7 protein-coding genes are annotated in these 14816 nt (G+C 73.7%); 3 read left to right on the forward strand and 4 right to left on the reverse strand.

Annotated elements, in window-relative coordinates:
- The 3 genes from CW362_RS06465 to CW362_RS06475 all read right to left on the reverse strand — a co-directional run.
- Nucleotides 1-1674 (reverse strand): condensation domain-containing protein (locus tag CW362_RS06465; RefSeq protein ID WP_240657701.1); only part of this gene is annotated, 1674 nt, incomplete at its 3' end.
- The gene (locus CW362_RS06470; protein WP_103548397.1) at nucleotides 1671-8273 is read right to left on the reverse strand and encodes a non-ribosomal peptide synthetase; all 6603 of its coding nucleotides are present in this window, start codon (nucleotides 8271-8273) and stop codon (nucleotides 1671-1673) included. The genes CW362_RS06470 and CW362_RS06465, both read right to left, overlap by 4 nt.
- Nucleotides 8263-9567 carry a condensation domain-containing protein gene (locus tag CW362_RS06475; RefSeq protein ID WP_103548510.1) on the reverse strand — a complete coding sequence of 435 codons (1305 nt, stop codon included), beginning with the start codon at nucleotides 9565-9567 and terminating at the stop codon, nucleotides 8263-8265. The genes CW362_RS06470 and CW362_RS06475 overlap by 11 nt, the downstream gene beginning before the upstream one ends.
- 193 nt (nucleotides 9568-9760) lie before the next feature.
- Between CW362_RS06475 and CW362_RS06480 the strand changes: the two genes are divergently transcribed.
- Entirely contained in the window at nucleotides 9761-11746 is a 1986-nt protein-coding gene (locus CW362_RS06480; protein ID WP_103548398.1) for an amino acid adenylation domain-containing protein, read from the forward strand.
- 80 nt (nucleotides 11747-11826) lie between these two features.
- On the opposite strand, the gene CW362_RS06485 is transcribed toward CW362_RS06480, so the two are convergent.
- On the reverse strand, nucleotides 11827-13068 hold the full coding sequence (locus CW362_RS06485; RefSeq protein WP_103548399.1) for a cytochrome P450: 1242 nt from the start codon (nucleotides 13066-13068) through the stop codon (nucleotides 11827-11829).
- A gap of 175 nt (nucleotides 13069-13243) precedes the next feature.
- On the opposite strand from CW362_RS06485, the gene CW362_RS06490 reads away from it, so the two are divergent.
- Together CW362_RS06490 and CW362_RS06495 are read left to right on the forward strand one after the other, a co-directional pair.
- Complete coding sequence (locus CW362_RS06490; RefSeq protein ID WP_240657703.1) at nucleotides 13244-14035, forward strand: thioesterase II family protein; 792 nt, start codon at nucleotides 13244-13246, stop codon at nucleotides 14033-14035.
- Complete coding sequence (locus tag CW362_RS06495) at nucleotides 14028-14786, forward strand: SDR family NAD(P)-dependent oxidoreductase (protein ID WP_103548400.1); 759 nt, start codon at nucleotides 14028-14030, stop codon at nucleotides 14784-14786. The genes CW362_RS06490 and CW362_RS06495 overlap by 8 nt, the downstream gene beginning before the upstream one ends.
- Nucleotides 14787-14816: the final 30 nt, after the last annotated feature.

Here is a 14816-nt window from a genome sequence, read left to right on the forward strand (position 1 = left end):
GGCCCGGCCGGTCAGCGTCGCGTGGTCGACGCTCCCGTGGCGGTCGATCACCGCCGTCGCGTCCGGACGCCGACGCGCCTCGTCGAGCAGCGCCTGGTGCAGCAGCGCGTCGCCGACCGGCCGGGCCGTGTCGTTGACCGCCGTCCGCCGCCGCGCCTGGTGTTCGGGGAGGGCGAGCGGGTCGCCGTCCCATACGTCGTCCCCGTCGGCGAGCCGGTGCAGCAGGTCGCGGAACGCGGCGAACATGTCGTCGAGCACCGGGCCGGGCACGGTGTCGTCCCGCACGTCCCAGTTGACGAGCAGTGCCCCTCCCGCCTCCATCGCCTGGCAGTCCACCCAGACCTGCGGCGTCTGGCTGATGCCGTTGCGGATCCGGGACCGCATCATGCCCCGCGGGGCGAGACCGTCGGAGAGCCCGATGGCGCTGGTGAACACCACCGGCATCGTCGAACCCTGCCGACCCCGGCGGCGGGTGAGCTCGCGCAGCACCTCCACGCCCGAGAACAGCCGGTGGTCGAGGTCCTCGAAGAGCTGCTCGCCCGCCCTGCGGGCGCGTTCGGCGAAGGTGCCGGCGCAGCCGCCGTCGACGGCCAGCAGTTCGACGGAGGTGAAGTCCCCCACGATGTCGCCCACGTCCGGGTGCAGGGGCAGCCGGCTGAGCACCGTCACGTCGAGGGTGAACCGGGGGTTGCGGCTCCAGCGGCCGATCACCTCGGCGTACGCGGCCATCACGGCCGTCGAGGCGGAGACCCGCCGCTCCCCGGAACGGGCCTTGAGCGCCGACCACAGCGCGGGCTCCAGACGCAGCTCACGGCGGGTGAAGCCGGCCGGGCCCTGCCGGCTGGGCCGGTCGACCAACGGCAGTTCGGGGGCCGGCGGCAGGGTGTCCAGCCGCGCCGTCCAGTAGTCGCGGTCACGCTCGTAGGCGGGGCCCTGGCGCACCGCGCGTTCCGCCCGCAGATAGTCACGGAACGAGATCCCGGGCGCCGCGAGGGCGGCGTCGGGGTCCTCGTAAAAGGTGCCGAACTCGTCCAGCAGCCGGTAGATGCTCACGTAGTCGGCGATCAGGAAGTCGATGGAGAAGTGCAGGACGGCCCGGTCGGCCAGCTCGGTGACCTCCAGGGAGTACAGCGGACACACGGTGACGTCCTTGGACTCGGCGGAGAGCCGGCCGCGGACCTCGCGGAGCGTCTCCTCGCCCGCCGCCTCCGGCAGTCCGGTCGCGTCGTGCCAGCCGATGACCGGGGCGGGCGGGTCCTTCAGCACCCGCTGGTAGCCGTCGTGGTCGATGACCACGCGCAGCATCTCGTGCCGGTCGACCACCCGCCGCCAGGCCCGCAGCAGCCGGTCGCGGTCGAGCGCGGGGAACTCCAGCTCGCCGTAGGCGTGACAGGGCACCGAGCCGTACTCGAAGGCGCCCCGGCGGCCCAGCAGGTAGGCCGACTGGACCTCGGTGAGCGGGAACGGCTCGTGGGCCGCGGCGGGATCAGGCCGCACCTGCTGCGGGCCGCGTTCGCGCAGGGCCCGGAGCACGTCCTCCCGGCAGTCGGCGAGCAGCTTGCGGCGCTCGGGGGTCATCGCCCCCTCCGGTCCCCGGAAACGGATCCTGCCCTCGTCCTCCCACAGGTGCAGGCCGACCTGTTCGAGTTCGCTGATGATGCCGGCGGCGGTCACAGGACACCTTCTTCCAGTCGGACGGACGTTTCGTGCCGGTGGCTGCTCGAGATCTCGGCGTCGATGACGGCAGCGATCCCGGCGACGGTCGGATGATTGAAGAGCCGGCGCAGCGAGAGCTCCACGCCGAAGCGCTTGGAGAACTGCTGGATGACCCGGGTGGCGGTGAGGCTGTCGCCGCCCAGAGCGAAGAAGTCGGCGCTGCGGCCCACCCCGGGAGCCTCCAGCAGCACGGCCCACACCTCGGCCACCGCGCGTTCGGTGTCCCCCCGCGGCCGGTCGTCCGCCGGCGCCGCCTCCGCCGCACGGCGCAGCCCGTACGTCCGTGCGACGGCGGCGCGGTCCACCTTGGCATTCGCGTTCAGCGGCAGCCGGTCGACGACGGTGAGGTGTTCGGGAAGCATGTGGGCCGGCAGGCGCCCGGCCAGCGCGGCCAGCAGATCCGCTTCGGCCGGAGCGGGGCCCGTGCCCTGCTCCGGGGTGACGACCGCGGCCAGACGACGCACCCCGGCACTGCTGTCCACCCACGCCACCGCGCTCGCCACGCCGGGCAGCTCGCGCAGCCCGGTCTCGATCTCGCCGAGTTCGATCCGGTGGCCGCGCACCTTCACCTGGTGGTCGCGCCGGCCCAGGAACTCCAGGACCCCCGAGGGGTGGTAGCGGCCCAGGTCGCCGGTGCGGTACCACCTCTCGCCCCCGGCCGCCACGAAGGAGGCGGCGGTGCGGTCGGGGTCCCCGCGATAGCCGAGCGCCACGCCGGCACCCCCGATCCACAGCTCGCCGGGCACGAAGTCGGGCCGGTCCCGGCCGTGTGCGTCGACCACACGGAAGCGCTGGTTGGCCAGCGGACGCCCGTACGGGATCGACACCCACGCCGGGTCGACGGCCGTCACGTCGTGGGCGTTCGACCAGATCGCGGCCTCGGTGGCGCCCCCCATGGCGACGAGGAGGGCGTTCGGGGCGATCGCCCGGAGCCGGTCGGGCAGATCCAGCCCGACCCAGTCGCCGGAGGCGATCGCCACGCGCAGCCGAGGCAGCCCCGGGCCCGACTCGCAGGCCACCAGCAGCATGTCGAGCAGGGTGGGCACCGTGTTCCAGACGGTGACCCCGTGCTCGGCGGCGAGAGAGGCCCACACGGCCGCCTCCCGTCGGACGTCCTCGGTGAGGGTCACCACGGTGCCGCCCGCCGCGAGCACTCCGAACAGGTCGTAGACGGACAGGTCGAAGTCGAGCGCCGAGACCTGTAGGACCACGTCGTCGGACCCCACGCCGTAGCGGGCGTTGACGTCGTCGATGGTGTTGGCGGCGGCCGCGTGGGTGATCTCCACCCCCTTGGGCTCGCCGGTGGAGCCCGAGGTGTAGATGACGTAGGCGAGCTGTGCGGGGTCGACCGGCACCGGCTCCACGACCGGTACGGCCGCCGACGCCTCGGCCACCGGCACCGGTCGCACCGCCTCGTCCCAGTCGTCACCGGACCCGGGTCCGTCGGAGACCAGGGCCAGGCGCGCTCCGGCGGACCGCACGATCCGGTTGCGGCGCGCCGCCGGCTGGCCGACCCCGACCGGAACGTACGCGCAGCCCGCGGCCAGCACGCCGAGCACCGCCACCACCTGGTCGGGCCCCTTCGGCAGGCAGACGACCACGGTCTCACCCGGCCGCGCCCCGAGCGAGACCAGGTGCCCGGCGACGCCGAGGGCCCGTTCGGCCAACTCGGCGTAGGTCAGGGCCTCGCCGGACGCCGAGCGCACCGCGACGGCCTCGGGAGTGCCGCGGGCGACGTCCAGGACCGGCTGGTGCAGCGTTCGGGCGGGACGGGCCACGGCGGTGTCGTTCACCTCGGCGCGGACCTTCGCCTGTGCTTCGGGCAGGGCGATCGGCGGGGCCGGACGCGACCAGTCGCTGTCGGCGAGCGCGACCAGGAGGCGGCGCATCGCCTCCAGGGCCGCCGGGACGACTCCGGGGCTGTAGAGGCCCTCGACGTGGTCCCAGTTGACGGCGAGTCCGCCGCCGCGTTCCACCACCTGGCAGTCGAGGGCGACTTGCGGGCTCTGCGAGAGGCCGCGGCGCAGCTCGCCGAAACCGAACTCGAGATCCTTGAAGTCCGCGCTCACCCCGAGCGTGGAGGTGAACACCACCGGCATCAGCATCTGACCGCCCCCGGTGCGCCGGGCGAGCTGCTGCAGCACCCAGGTGGTGGAGACGTCGCGGTGCTCGATGCCCTCCCAGACCTGCCCCTGCAACCGGCGCACGGTGTCGGCCCAGGAGCCCTCGGGGCGGCTGTGGTGACCGAGCAGCAGCAACGAGGTGAAGTCGCCGACCACCTGGCCCACCTGGGGGTGCACGTCCTGCCGGTCGAAGACCGTCAGGTTGAGCGTCAGCGAGGTCTCGGCGCTCCACGCCGCCAGCACCTCGGCGAAGGCGGCCGCCACGACCGTCGAGGCGGTCAGCCCCTCGTCGGCCGTGCGGCGGCGGAGCTTCGCCCAGGTCTCCCGGTCGAGGTGGAACTCGTCCCGCACGAAGCGGGGTCGGTCGACGTGCTCCGGGTCGAGGGCGGTGGGAAGCGCCGGCGCCGCGGGCAGGTCCTCGATCGCCTTCAGCCAGTACTCCTCGTCCCGCGCCCTGGCCTCGGGATCGGTCCGCCGGGCGAGCAGGTAGTCGCGGAAGGACAGGTCGAGCGCCGGGAGTTCCCGGTCGGGCTCGGCGTACAGCGTGTTCAGCTCGGTGAAGATGGTCATGATCGACAGCGCGTCGAGCACCACGTAGTCGAAGCCCACGCCGAACACCGTGCGGCCGTCCTCCCGCTGTACGGCGCGCACGTCGAACAGCGGCCAGGAGGTCACGTCGAGCACCTGCTGAGCCATGTCCCCCAGTGCGGTGACCGCCTTGTCGTGGTCGGCCGCAGTGGTACGGGTGACCGCGAAGCGGTAGTACGGCACCTCGGGCAGGATGCGCTGGCCCCCCGCACCGTCCAGCACGGCGCGCATCATCTCGTGCCGCCGCACCAGCCGGTTCCAGGCGGCCTCCAGCCGGTCCAGGTCGACCCGGTCGCTCTCGAACTCCCAGTACCAGTACGAGGCGACACCACCGAGAGCGAAGTCGGGGTCGCGGCCGAGCCAGTAGGCGCGCTGCACATCGGTGAGCGGGAAGGGTTCGTGCCGGCGTGCCGGGTCGGCCGGGACCGTACCGGGCGCCGGAGTCTTGACGCGCGTCAGCGTCCCGGCGAAACCGCTCACCGTGGGACGGGTGAACAGGTCGCCCAGCCTGGCGTCGTACCCCTCCCGGCGCAGGGCGGCGAGCAGACGGGTGGCCTGTAGGCTGTCACCGCCGATGTGGAAGAAGTTGGTGTCCCTGCCGATCGGCCCGCCACCGAGCAGCTCCGCCCACAGCGCGGCGACCGTCTCCTGCGCCGCACCGCTCGGGGGCGCGGACGCGGCACCGGACATCCGCTCGCTCAGCGTCGCGGCCAGCAGCTGCCCCGCCGCGGCGCGGTCGACCTTGCCGTTGCGGCTCAGCGGCAGCTCGTCGACGGCCACCGCGCGGGCGGGCACCATGTACGCGGGCACCTGCCGGGCGGCGGTGGCCAGCACCTCCTCGGTGTCGGCCGAGGCCGGGGTGACCAGCGCGTACAGCGCGCCACCGTGCCCGGCGACCGGTGTCACGACGGTGTCGCGCACCCCGGGATGCAGGGCCAGGGCGCGCTCGACCTCGCCGAGCTCGACCCGGTAGCCGTTCAGCTTGACCTGGAGGTCGGCGCGGCCGAGGAATTCGATCACGGCCCCGGACCGGTAGCGGGCCCGGTCGCCGGTGCGGTACCAGCGTGTGCCGTCGGCCTCCAGGAACTTCGCGGCGGTCGACTCCGGTGCCCCCACGTACCCCCGAGCCACCCCGGCCCCGCCGATCCACAGCTCTCCGGCCACCCAGTCGGGGCGGTCGTTCCCGTGCTCGTCGACGATCCGGCAGCACTGGTTGGGCAGCGGCACGTTGTAGGGGATCGAAGCCCAGGAGGGGTCCACGTCCACGACCTCCTGGACGGTCGAGTGGATCGCGGTCTCGGTGGTGCCGCCCAGGACCACGAACACGCTGTCCCGGCGCAGCGCGTGCACTCTGCCGGGCAGGTCGAGTCCGGCCCAGTCGCCGCCGAGGAGTTGCAGCCGGAACGGCCAGCCGCCCGGCTGCGGCCGTGACCGGGCGGTGGTGAGAGCCATGTCGAGCAGCGCGGGCACGCAGTTGAGGACGGTGGCCCGGTGCTCGGCCGCCCTGCGCAGCCACGTCTCGGGGGAGCGCCGTTCCTCGTCGTCGACCAGGACCAGCGCGCCGCCGGAGGTGAGGGGGCCGAAGATGTCGTAGACGGAGAGGTCGAAGTCGAGCGCCGACAGGCACAGGGTGCGGTCGGTGGGCCTCATCCGGTAGCGCTGGTTCAGCGCGGCCACGGTGTTGTGGGCCGCCGCGTGCGTCAGCTCCACGCCCTTGGGCTCCCCGGTCGAGCCGGAGGTGAAGATCACGTAGGCCGGGGCGTCCGGCGGGACGTCCACCGGACGCTCCAGCGACGGCTTCCCGGGATCGGTGCCGCACCGCACGTCGACCTGCGCGATCCGGCCGTCGGCGGCGTCGCGGTCCGGGCCGCGGACCACCGCGCACCGAGCTCCCGCCAGCGTTTCCACGGTGCGTCGCCGTGCCTCCGGCTGGTCCGTGCCCACCGGCACGTAGGCCGCGCCCAGTGCGTGCACCGCCAGCACCGCGACCACCTGCTCGACGCCCTTGGGCAGGGTGAGCACGACCCGGTCGCCGGCGGTGACACCGGCGGTGCGCAGGACGTGGGCCAGCCGCAGGGCCCGCTTCGCGAGTTCGCCGTAGGTCAGCGTCTCGCCGTCGCCCCAGAGCGCCGCCGGCGCGTGGCCGCGCTCGGCCGCCTGCCGGAAGAACTCCTCGTGCAGGGCCCGGCGGGGCAGTTCGGTGCGGGTGTCGTTGGCGCTGCGGCGCGCCTGGAGCTGCGGTGCGGGCGGCCGCACCGGCAGACTCTCCCACCAGGCGCTGGGCTGCGAGGCGAGCAGCCGTACGCGGTTGACGAAGGTCTCGAACATCGCCTCGGGGACCCCGGCCTCGAAGAGGTTCTCGGTGGTCTCCCAGTTGATCAGCATGCCGTTCTCGTGCTCGATCAGCTGGAGGTCGATCCACACGCCCGAGGTCTGCGAACTCATCCACACCGGAGTGCCGAGCACCGCGCGGGTCGCCCCGTCGAAGAGTTCGCCGAGGCTGAGCGCGCTGGTGAACACGACGCCGGCCCGCCGGTTCGAGCCGGCGGCGGTCCGGGCCAGGTCACGGAGGACCGAGGTACCGCCGTACGCCGCGTGCGCGGCGTCGCGCCGGTACTGCTCCTGCACCGCGCGGGCGCGCTCGACGAAGGTGCGGCGTGCGTCGGGCGCCACCCGGAGCAGCAGCAGATCGGTGAAGTCGCCGACGATCCGGCCGACTTCGGGGTGCACCGGTATCCGGTTCAGCACCGGCAGGTTGAGCAGGAACTCCGCCTCCTCGCTCCAGGCCGCGAGGACGTCCGCGTAGGCGGCGGCGATGGCCATCGACACCGTCAGGCCGTTGCTGCGCGCGTGCTGGGCGAACCGCTCGTACGTCTCCGGCGCCAGCCAGGCGTGCCGCCTGACCGTGTGCACCCGCTCGATCCGCTCCGGCGGCGCGGCCAGCGGCAGCCGTGGTGCCTCGGGCAGGTCCTCGGCACGGTCGCGCCAGTAGGAGACGTCGGCCGGGCGGGGCCCCCGGTCGGACTCGGCGACCAGGCGGCGGTACTCGGGGAAGGTCAGGGCGGGCCGCGAAGGCGCGGCCTCCGGGTCCTCGTAGTGGCGGGCCAGGTCGCCGACGACGATCCGGAAGCTCGACGCATCGCAGACGATCATGTCGATGTCGAGGAAGAGCCGGCCCTTCCCGGCGGGTAGCAGGGCCAGCCGCACGTCGAGCCCGCCCCCGTCGCCGACGGGCAGCGTCTGGTGGGAGAGGCGCTCGCGCAGTTCCGCCAGCCGCCGTTCGCGCTCCGGCTTCTCCAGCCCGCGCAGGTCGACGACCTCGTCCAGCCCCCGGCACTCCGGCAGGATCCGCTGGCCGCCCCCGGCGCCGACGGCCGCGCGCAGCATGGGGTGCCCGCGGCGCAGCGCGGTCACCGCGCCGTTCCAGCGCGCGACGTCGGCGGTGACGTCGAACTCGAAGTAGAAGTGCGAGCCGGTGCCCAGCGGCATGCCCGGCTGCCGGCCCGACCAGTAGGCGTGCTGCATCGGGGCCAGCGGGAACTCACCGGCCTCGGCGGCCGGGTCCTCCCCGGCCCCCGGGCGGGGGCCCGCGCCGTCGTCGGTCCTGGACAGCAGCGCGGCCCAGGCACGCACGGTGGGTTCCTCCACCAGGTCGCCGAACGTCACCTCGACGCCGGCCTCCTGCCAGGAGGCCGCCAGGCTCATCATCCCGAGGGAGTCGAGGCCGAGGGTGACGAGGTCCTCCTCGAATCCGATCTCCGCGGCGGGGAGTTCCAGCCGTGCGGCGACGGTGTCACGGATCTCCTCGGCGGACAGCGCGCGTCCCGTCGTCACCTCACTGGTCATCGTGGCCTCCCGTGCGTGGCCCGGGGCGGGCCCCGGCCTGGTCGGTGTGGGGCGCCGCGCTGCGGGCGGCGGTCGTGCAGTCGTCGACGTACGCGGCGAGCAGCGACTCGGCGAACTCCGGGTCGAAACGGTCGGGGTTGTAGAAGAGCAGCACCCGCACCGTGTCCCGGTCGGGCACGGCGACCAGCTCCAGCTCGAAGCGGGTGGCGACGCCGTCGGGAACCAGGACCTCGATGTCCAGTCCGCCGGCCCGGGTCGAGTACACCGGGTCCGCCATCATCTGGAAGACCACGTCGTCGAGCCGCCGGTCGGTGTCCCTGAGACTGATCGGCAGCATCTGGAACGGCAGCGCCTGGTGGACGAACGCCGCCATCACCGTGCCGTGCGTGGCCCGCAGGTGCGAGGCGAAGCCGGTGCCGGTGAGCCGGGTCCGCAGCAGCACCATGTTGGCCAGGAACCCCACGGTGCGGCGGTGTTCGGCGCTGCGATTGGCGAACAGGGTCGCCACCGCCAGGTCCTCCGCACCGCTGACCGCCCGCAGGGCACGGTAGTAGGCGGTGAGCAGGGCCACGAACATCGTCGACCGCTCCCGCTTGGCCAGGGTGTCCAGCGCGGCCACCGTCGGCGCGTCGAGGACGTGCTGCACGAGCCTGGTGTCGCGCGGCGCGCCCACGGTGGCCTGCCGGATCGGCAGCGGGGGCAGCGTCACGTCCTTCAGACGTTCGCCCCAGAAGGCCCTCAGCCGTTTTCCGGAAGGACCGGCCAGGGCCTCGCGCTGCTCCTCGGCGAACCGGGAGTACGCCGTGGCGTCGTCGGAGGCCTTCCCCTCCAGCGCGGCACACAGGTCCTCGAAGATCACGTTGCAGGACCACGAGTCGGTCACCATGTGGTGCATGTTGAAACAGAGCACATGATGGTCCTCGGCGAGCCGCCACAGCGTGATGCGAACGGCGCTTTCGGCGGCGTCGATCCGGGTGCCCAGCTCCCTGGCGACCTCCCGGTCGGCGGACTCCCCCGGATCCGGCTCGCCGGAGAGGTCCACCTCGCGGATCTCCGGTGACGCGGCCGGGTGCACCAGAGCCTTGAGCCGGTGGCCGCCGCCGGTGAAGGTGGTGCGCAGAGCCTCGTGCCGGGACGTCACGTGGTCGACCGCCTCCCGGAGTCTGTCGCGGTCGAGCGGACCGCGCAGCCTGCACAGCACCGGGCAGTTGAGCGCGCCCTCCTCGCCCCGGTAGCGGTCGAGGAACCACAGCAGCGTCTGGCCCGCGGACGGACGGATCTCGGTGACTGTCACGTCCGGCAACGTAACGACGGTCGTCGCTCCCGCGGCCGCCGCTGAAAGAAAGCTGAGAGGACCTTCACGTTCCTTTCCCGCGGCTCGGGCCCGTCCCCCGTCCGGGCCAGGGTGGGGACACCTGTGTCGCGCGCGGCGCCCCCGCAGGGCGCCGGACCCCCTCCAGCGGCACCGTCACACGGGAGGTCGCCCGATGCCAGCCAACCCCTTCGAAGACCCGGACGAGAGCTACCTGGTCCTGTGCAATCAGCACGGCCAGCGATCGCTGTGGCCGGCCCGGCTGCCGTCCCCCGCCGGATGGCTGGTGGAGCTGCCCGCGACCTCCCGCGCCTGCGCCCACGTGCACGTCGAACGCGTCTGGCCGGACGTGCGCGCAAAGGCCCCCGCGGAGGCCGCGCCCGCCGCCGAGACGCTTCCCGTTCTCTTCGAGCGGGTGGCGGCGGAGCACCGGGAGCTGCCGGCGGTCGAGAGCGAGAGCACCGCTCTGGCGTACGGCGAGCTGGCGGACCGCGTGAACCGGCTGGCCCGGCGGCTGCTCGCGGTCGGCATCGGCCCCGGTGGCCTCGTCGGGATATCCGTACCCCGCGGGATCGACCAGGTGGTGGCGGCACTCGCCGTGACGACCGCCGGAGCGGGCTACGTACCCCTGGACCCGAGCTATCCGACGGCGCTGCTGCGCCACATGGTGGCCGACTCGGGGGTGCGGACCCTGCTGCACACCGGTCTGCCGCCGGTGGACGTCACCGGCCTGGACACCCTCGACCTCGCCTCCCCGGACACCGTTTCCCGTCCGGCCGGGCCGGTCACCGACGAGGAGCGACGGCGGCCGCTGCGCGCCGAGGACACCGTCTACGTCATCTACACCTCGGGCTCCACCGGGACGCCCAAGGGCGTGGTGATCCCGCACGCCGGTATGGCGGCGCTGGCCGCGGCGCAGCGGCACTGGATCGGCCCGGGCCCCGGCGACCGGGTGCTGCAGTGGGCCTCGTTCAACTTCGACGCCGGATTCTGGGACCTGACGCTGGCCCTGCTGTCGGGAGCCACCCTGGTGCTCACCGACGACCGCGCGGTGCTGCCCGGTGAGGAACTGCGCCGCACGCTGATCGACCGGCGGATCAGCCATGCGGTGCTGCCCCCGGTCGCGCTCACCGCCACCGACCCGGACGGCGTCCTGCCCGGCGGGGTGGTGCTCTCCACCGGGGACGCCTGCACACAGGCGCTGGTGGCGCGGTGGGCGCCCGGTCGGCGCATGTTCAACGGGTACGGGCCCACCGAGATGACCGTGGGGGTGACCATGGCGGGTCCGGTGCGGCCGGGCGAGCCGGTCAGCATCGGGGAGCCGTGGCCGGGCAACGAGGTCCGGGTGCTCGACATCGACCTCCGGCCCTGTCTGCCGGGCGAGGAGGGAGAGCTCTACCTGGCGGGCGAGGGGGAGGCCCTCGGATACCTGAACCGGCCCGCTCTGACGGCGGAGCGCTTCGTCGCGGACCCGTACGGCGGCCCCGGGAGCCGGATGTACCGCTCCGGCGACCTCGGGTATCTGGACAAGCACGGCTCGCTCTTCTTCACCGGCCGCGCCGACCGCCAGATCAAACTGCGGGGCTTCCGGGTCGAACTGGGCGAGGTGGAGACGGCGCTGGAGTCCTGCGACGGGGTCAGGCTCGGGGCGGTGGTCGTCACCGGTGAGGTGGACTCGGCGCGCCTGGTCGCCTTCGTGGTGCCCGACGCGTACCCGGTCGACGGCCTGGCGGAGGAACTGCGCCGACGGCTCGCCGAGCGGCTGCCGGCGCACATGGTGCCCGCTCGCGTCGAGGTGGTGGCGTCCCTGCCGATGACCGACAACGGCAAGATCGACCGGCGCGTCCTGGAACGCCGGGCCGCTTCGTCACAGTCCACCGCGGAATCCGGCGGTGCGGGCGCCACGACGGTGTCCGGCGGGTCCGCCCGGGCCTTCGACCGGTCCGACCCGGTGGCCGCGCTGTGTGAACTGGCCGCCAGGGTGCTGGAGGTGCCCGCGGTCGCGCCGGACGACAACTTCTTCGACCGCGGCGGGCACTCGGTGCTGGCGGTGCGTCTCGCCAAGGCGGTACGGGACGACTGGGGGATGAGCCTGCCGGTACGGGCCATCTTCGAGCGGCCCACCATGGCGGAGCTGGGCGGCCTGCTGACCGCGAACTGAGGCGGCGCGGACCACGGGGATCCGCGTCGGCCGGGCGGCCCCTTCCCGGTGAGCGGTACCGGGAGGGGCCCGGCCGCGGCTCAGTCGAGCCGCAGGTGCAGGGCGCTGTGCCCGAACAGGAAGTTGGAGTAGACGCGGGGCGGTTCCCGGAGGATCTCGATCCGGTGCACCCGGCGGACCAGGGAGTCCAGAACGGCGGAGAGTTCCAGCCGGCCGAGGAAGGCCCCCAGACAGAAGTGGGGGCCGTGCCCGAGGGCGAGGTGGGGGTTGTGCTCCCTGCCGACGTCGAAGCGGCGGGGCCGAGCGAAGACGGCCGGGTCGTTGTTGGCGGAGATGTTCCACAGGGTGACGATGTCGCCCGCCGACACCTCGGCGGGGCCGATCCGCAGGTCGGCGGTGGCCGTACGGGCGAAGTGCATGGCTGGAGTCACCCAGCGGAGCACCTCCTCCACCGCCGTCCGCACCGTCGCCCCGCCGGTGCGCAGCCGACGCCACTGCTCCTCGTGGGTGCCCAGGGCGTGCAGTGCGCCGATCGTGGTCACCCGGGTGGACTCGTCGCCCCCCAGGATCAGGCTGTAGCAGTTGAGAGCGAGATCGTCCTCCGTCATCGGCTCGTCCCCGACCCGGGCGCCGGCGATCATGCTGATCACGTCCTCGCCGGGACGGCGGCGGCGCTCGCGGACCACGTCCACGAAGTAGGACAGGATCTCGTTGCGGGCCTCCAGTGCGTCGAAGGGGTCGTCCTCGGCGCTCTCGGACGACAGCGCGCGCTTGTTCCAGTCGAGCAGCAGGGGCCGGTCGGAGGCGGGCAGTTCCAGCAGGTCGCACACGGTGTTGAGCGGCAGGTGCTCGGCGATGTCGCGTGCGGCATCGGCCTCGCCCGCACCGACCACGGCGGTCACCAGGGCGTCGGCCCGCCGCCGCACGGCGTTCTCCACGTGCCCGAGAACCCGTGGCGAGAAGGCGCGCAGCATCACCTGGCGCAGTTCGCGGTGGCGGGGCCGGTCCATCACCGCCAGCATCCGGCCGCCGGCCGAGTCGCCGCCGCGCAGCAGGACGTCCAGCACCGTGCCCCGGGCCGAACTCAGCCGGGCCGCGTCCTTGTAGCAGTTCTGGACGTCCCGGTGCCGGGCCACCGCCCAGAACCCGGGGCGGCCTCCCACAGGGGGGTGCCACCGCACCGGTTCGCTGCGGCGCATCCGGTCCCAGTACGCGTACGGGTCGTGCTCGACGAAGGCGGCCGGGTCGGCGAGGTCGGGAGCCGCACCGGAGGGGTCGTCGTACGGGCCGTCGAAGACGGCGGTGTTGCCGGAGGAGACCACCGGGAGACTCCTTTCGGCCCGGGCACCGGGCCTGCACGGGGGCGAACTTCTCGTCCCGATCCTCACTTCCCGCACCAGCGCCCGAGGCAGTGCTGAATGAATGCTGAAGGATTCGGCGGCGGCCCCCGGCGCGCGTGCGACTCTCAAGTCCGAGGCGGGGAAGGGGAGGTCGGCCATGAGCTTGCGTCGCGGATCGGTGCGCACGGTGACGAGCGCGTCGTGCCCCGGGCTCCGGCTGCTCGCGCTGCCGCACTCCGGCGGCCGCGCGGAGAGCTTCGCCTGCTGGCGCGCCCCGCTGCCCGCGGCGTTCCCCGGGGCCGCGGTGGAGCTGTGCGCCGCGCAGTACCCCGGGCACGGCGACCGGCTGGCGGAGCCGCCGAGGGAGGAGGTCGGCGCGATCGCCGAGGAGATCGTCGCCGACCTGACCCGGCTGCCGCCGGCGGACCTGCTGCTCTTCGGCCACAGCTTCGGCTCGGCCGTCGCGTGCGAGGTGGCCCGCCGCTGTCCCGGGGCCGGCATCGACGTCGTTCTGCTCGTCGCCTCTTCCGCCTGGGCGCCCGGGGACCCGGCCCGGCCCCCTCGCGATGAACACCTGTTGCCCGACGAGGAGCTCTGGGAGCGGCTGGTCGCGCTGGGGGGCATCGACTCCGGCATCGCGGCCGAGGCCGAGATCCGTGATCTGGTGCTCCCCGCGATGCGCGCGGACATCGGCGCGCACGAGCGCTACCTCGGCTCCCCGGACCCGGTTCCGCTCACCTGCGACGTGCACGTCTGCATGGCCCGGGGGGATCCCCTCGTGCCGGTCCTGGCCGGCCGTCACTGGAGTCGGCTCACCACCGGGAACGCGAGTGTCGACATCAGATCCGGAGCCCACTTCCACGTCTTCGACGACCCCGCGAGCCTGCTCGCGGACCTGGCACGGAGGGTTCCGGCCCATGCGAAGGGAGGTTGTACGGCGCATGAGTAGTTCTTGGGAGGGCCTGCGGCTGGTCGTCACCGGCGGCGGCTCGGGCATCGGGGCCGCCGTGGTCGCCCGCGCGGCCGGGCTGGGCGCCGACGTCCTGGCGGTCGGCAGACGTGCCGACCGGCTGGCGGAGGTGACGGCGAAGGCGGGGGCCGAGGGAGGGGGCACCGCCGTGCCGTACGCCGTGGACGTCACGGCCCCCGACTCCGCCGCGCGGATCGCGGAGCGGGCCGGGGAAGTGCTCGGCGGCGTCGACGCGTTGGTCAACAACGCGGGACACGCGGTCTTCGACCGCCTGGAGGACGCCACCGAGGCGGACCTGCGGGGGATGGTCGACACCAACCTGGTGGCTCCCGCCCTGCTGATCCGGGCGCTGCTGCCCATGTTGCGCAGCAGCCGGGGCTGCGTGGTCAACGTCTCCTCCGTCGGCGGCGTCCTGGCGATGCCGTCCCGGTCCTTCTACGGGGCCAGCAAGGCCGCGCTGAACTCCCTGACCAGGTCGCTGGCGGTGGAACTGGCGCCTGAGGTCCGGGTCAACGCGGTCCTGCCCGGTCCGGTCGACACGGGCCTGTGGGACCTGGCGGCCGGCGAGGGCGCGGACGCCCTGCGCGAGGGGATCGTGGCCGGCACCCCCATGGGACGGTTCGGCCTGGCCTCGGAGGTGGCGGCCTGGGTGTGCCACCTCGTCGACCCCGGGACCTCGTCCTGGATCACAGGATCCCTGGTGGCCGTGGACGGCGGACGAGCGGCGTGAGCCACACCCCAGGAGACCACCTGGCCGGCC

It is taken from the genome of Streptomyces populi, assembly GCF_002911015.1.
Taxonomy (GTDB): domain Bacteria; phylum Actinomycetota; class Actinomycetes; order Streptomycetales; family Streptomycetaceae; genus Streptomyces; species Streptomyces populi.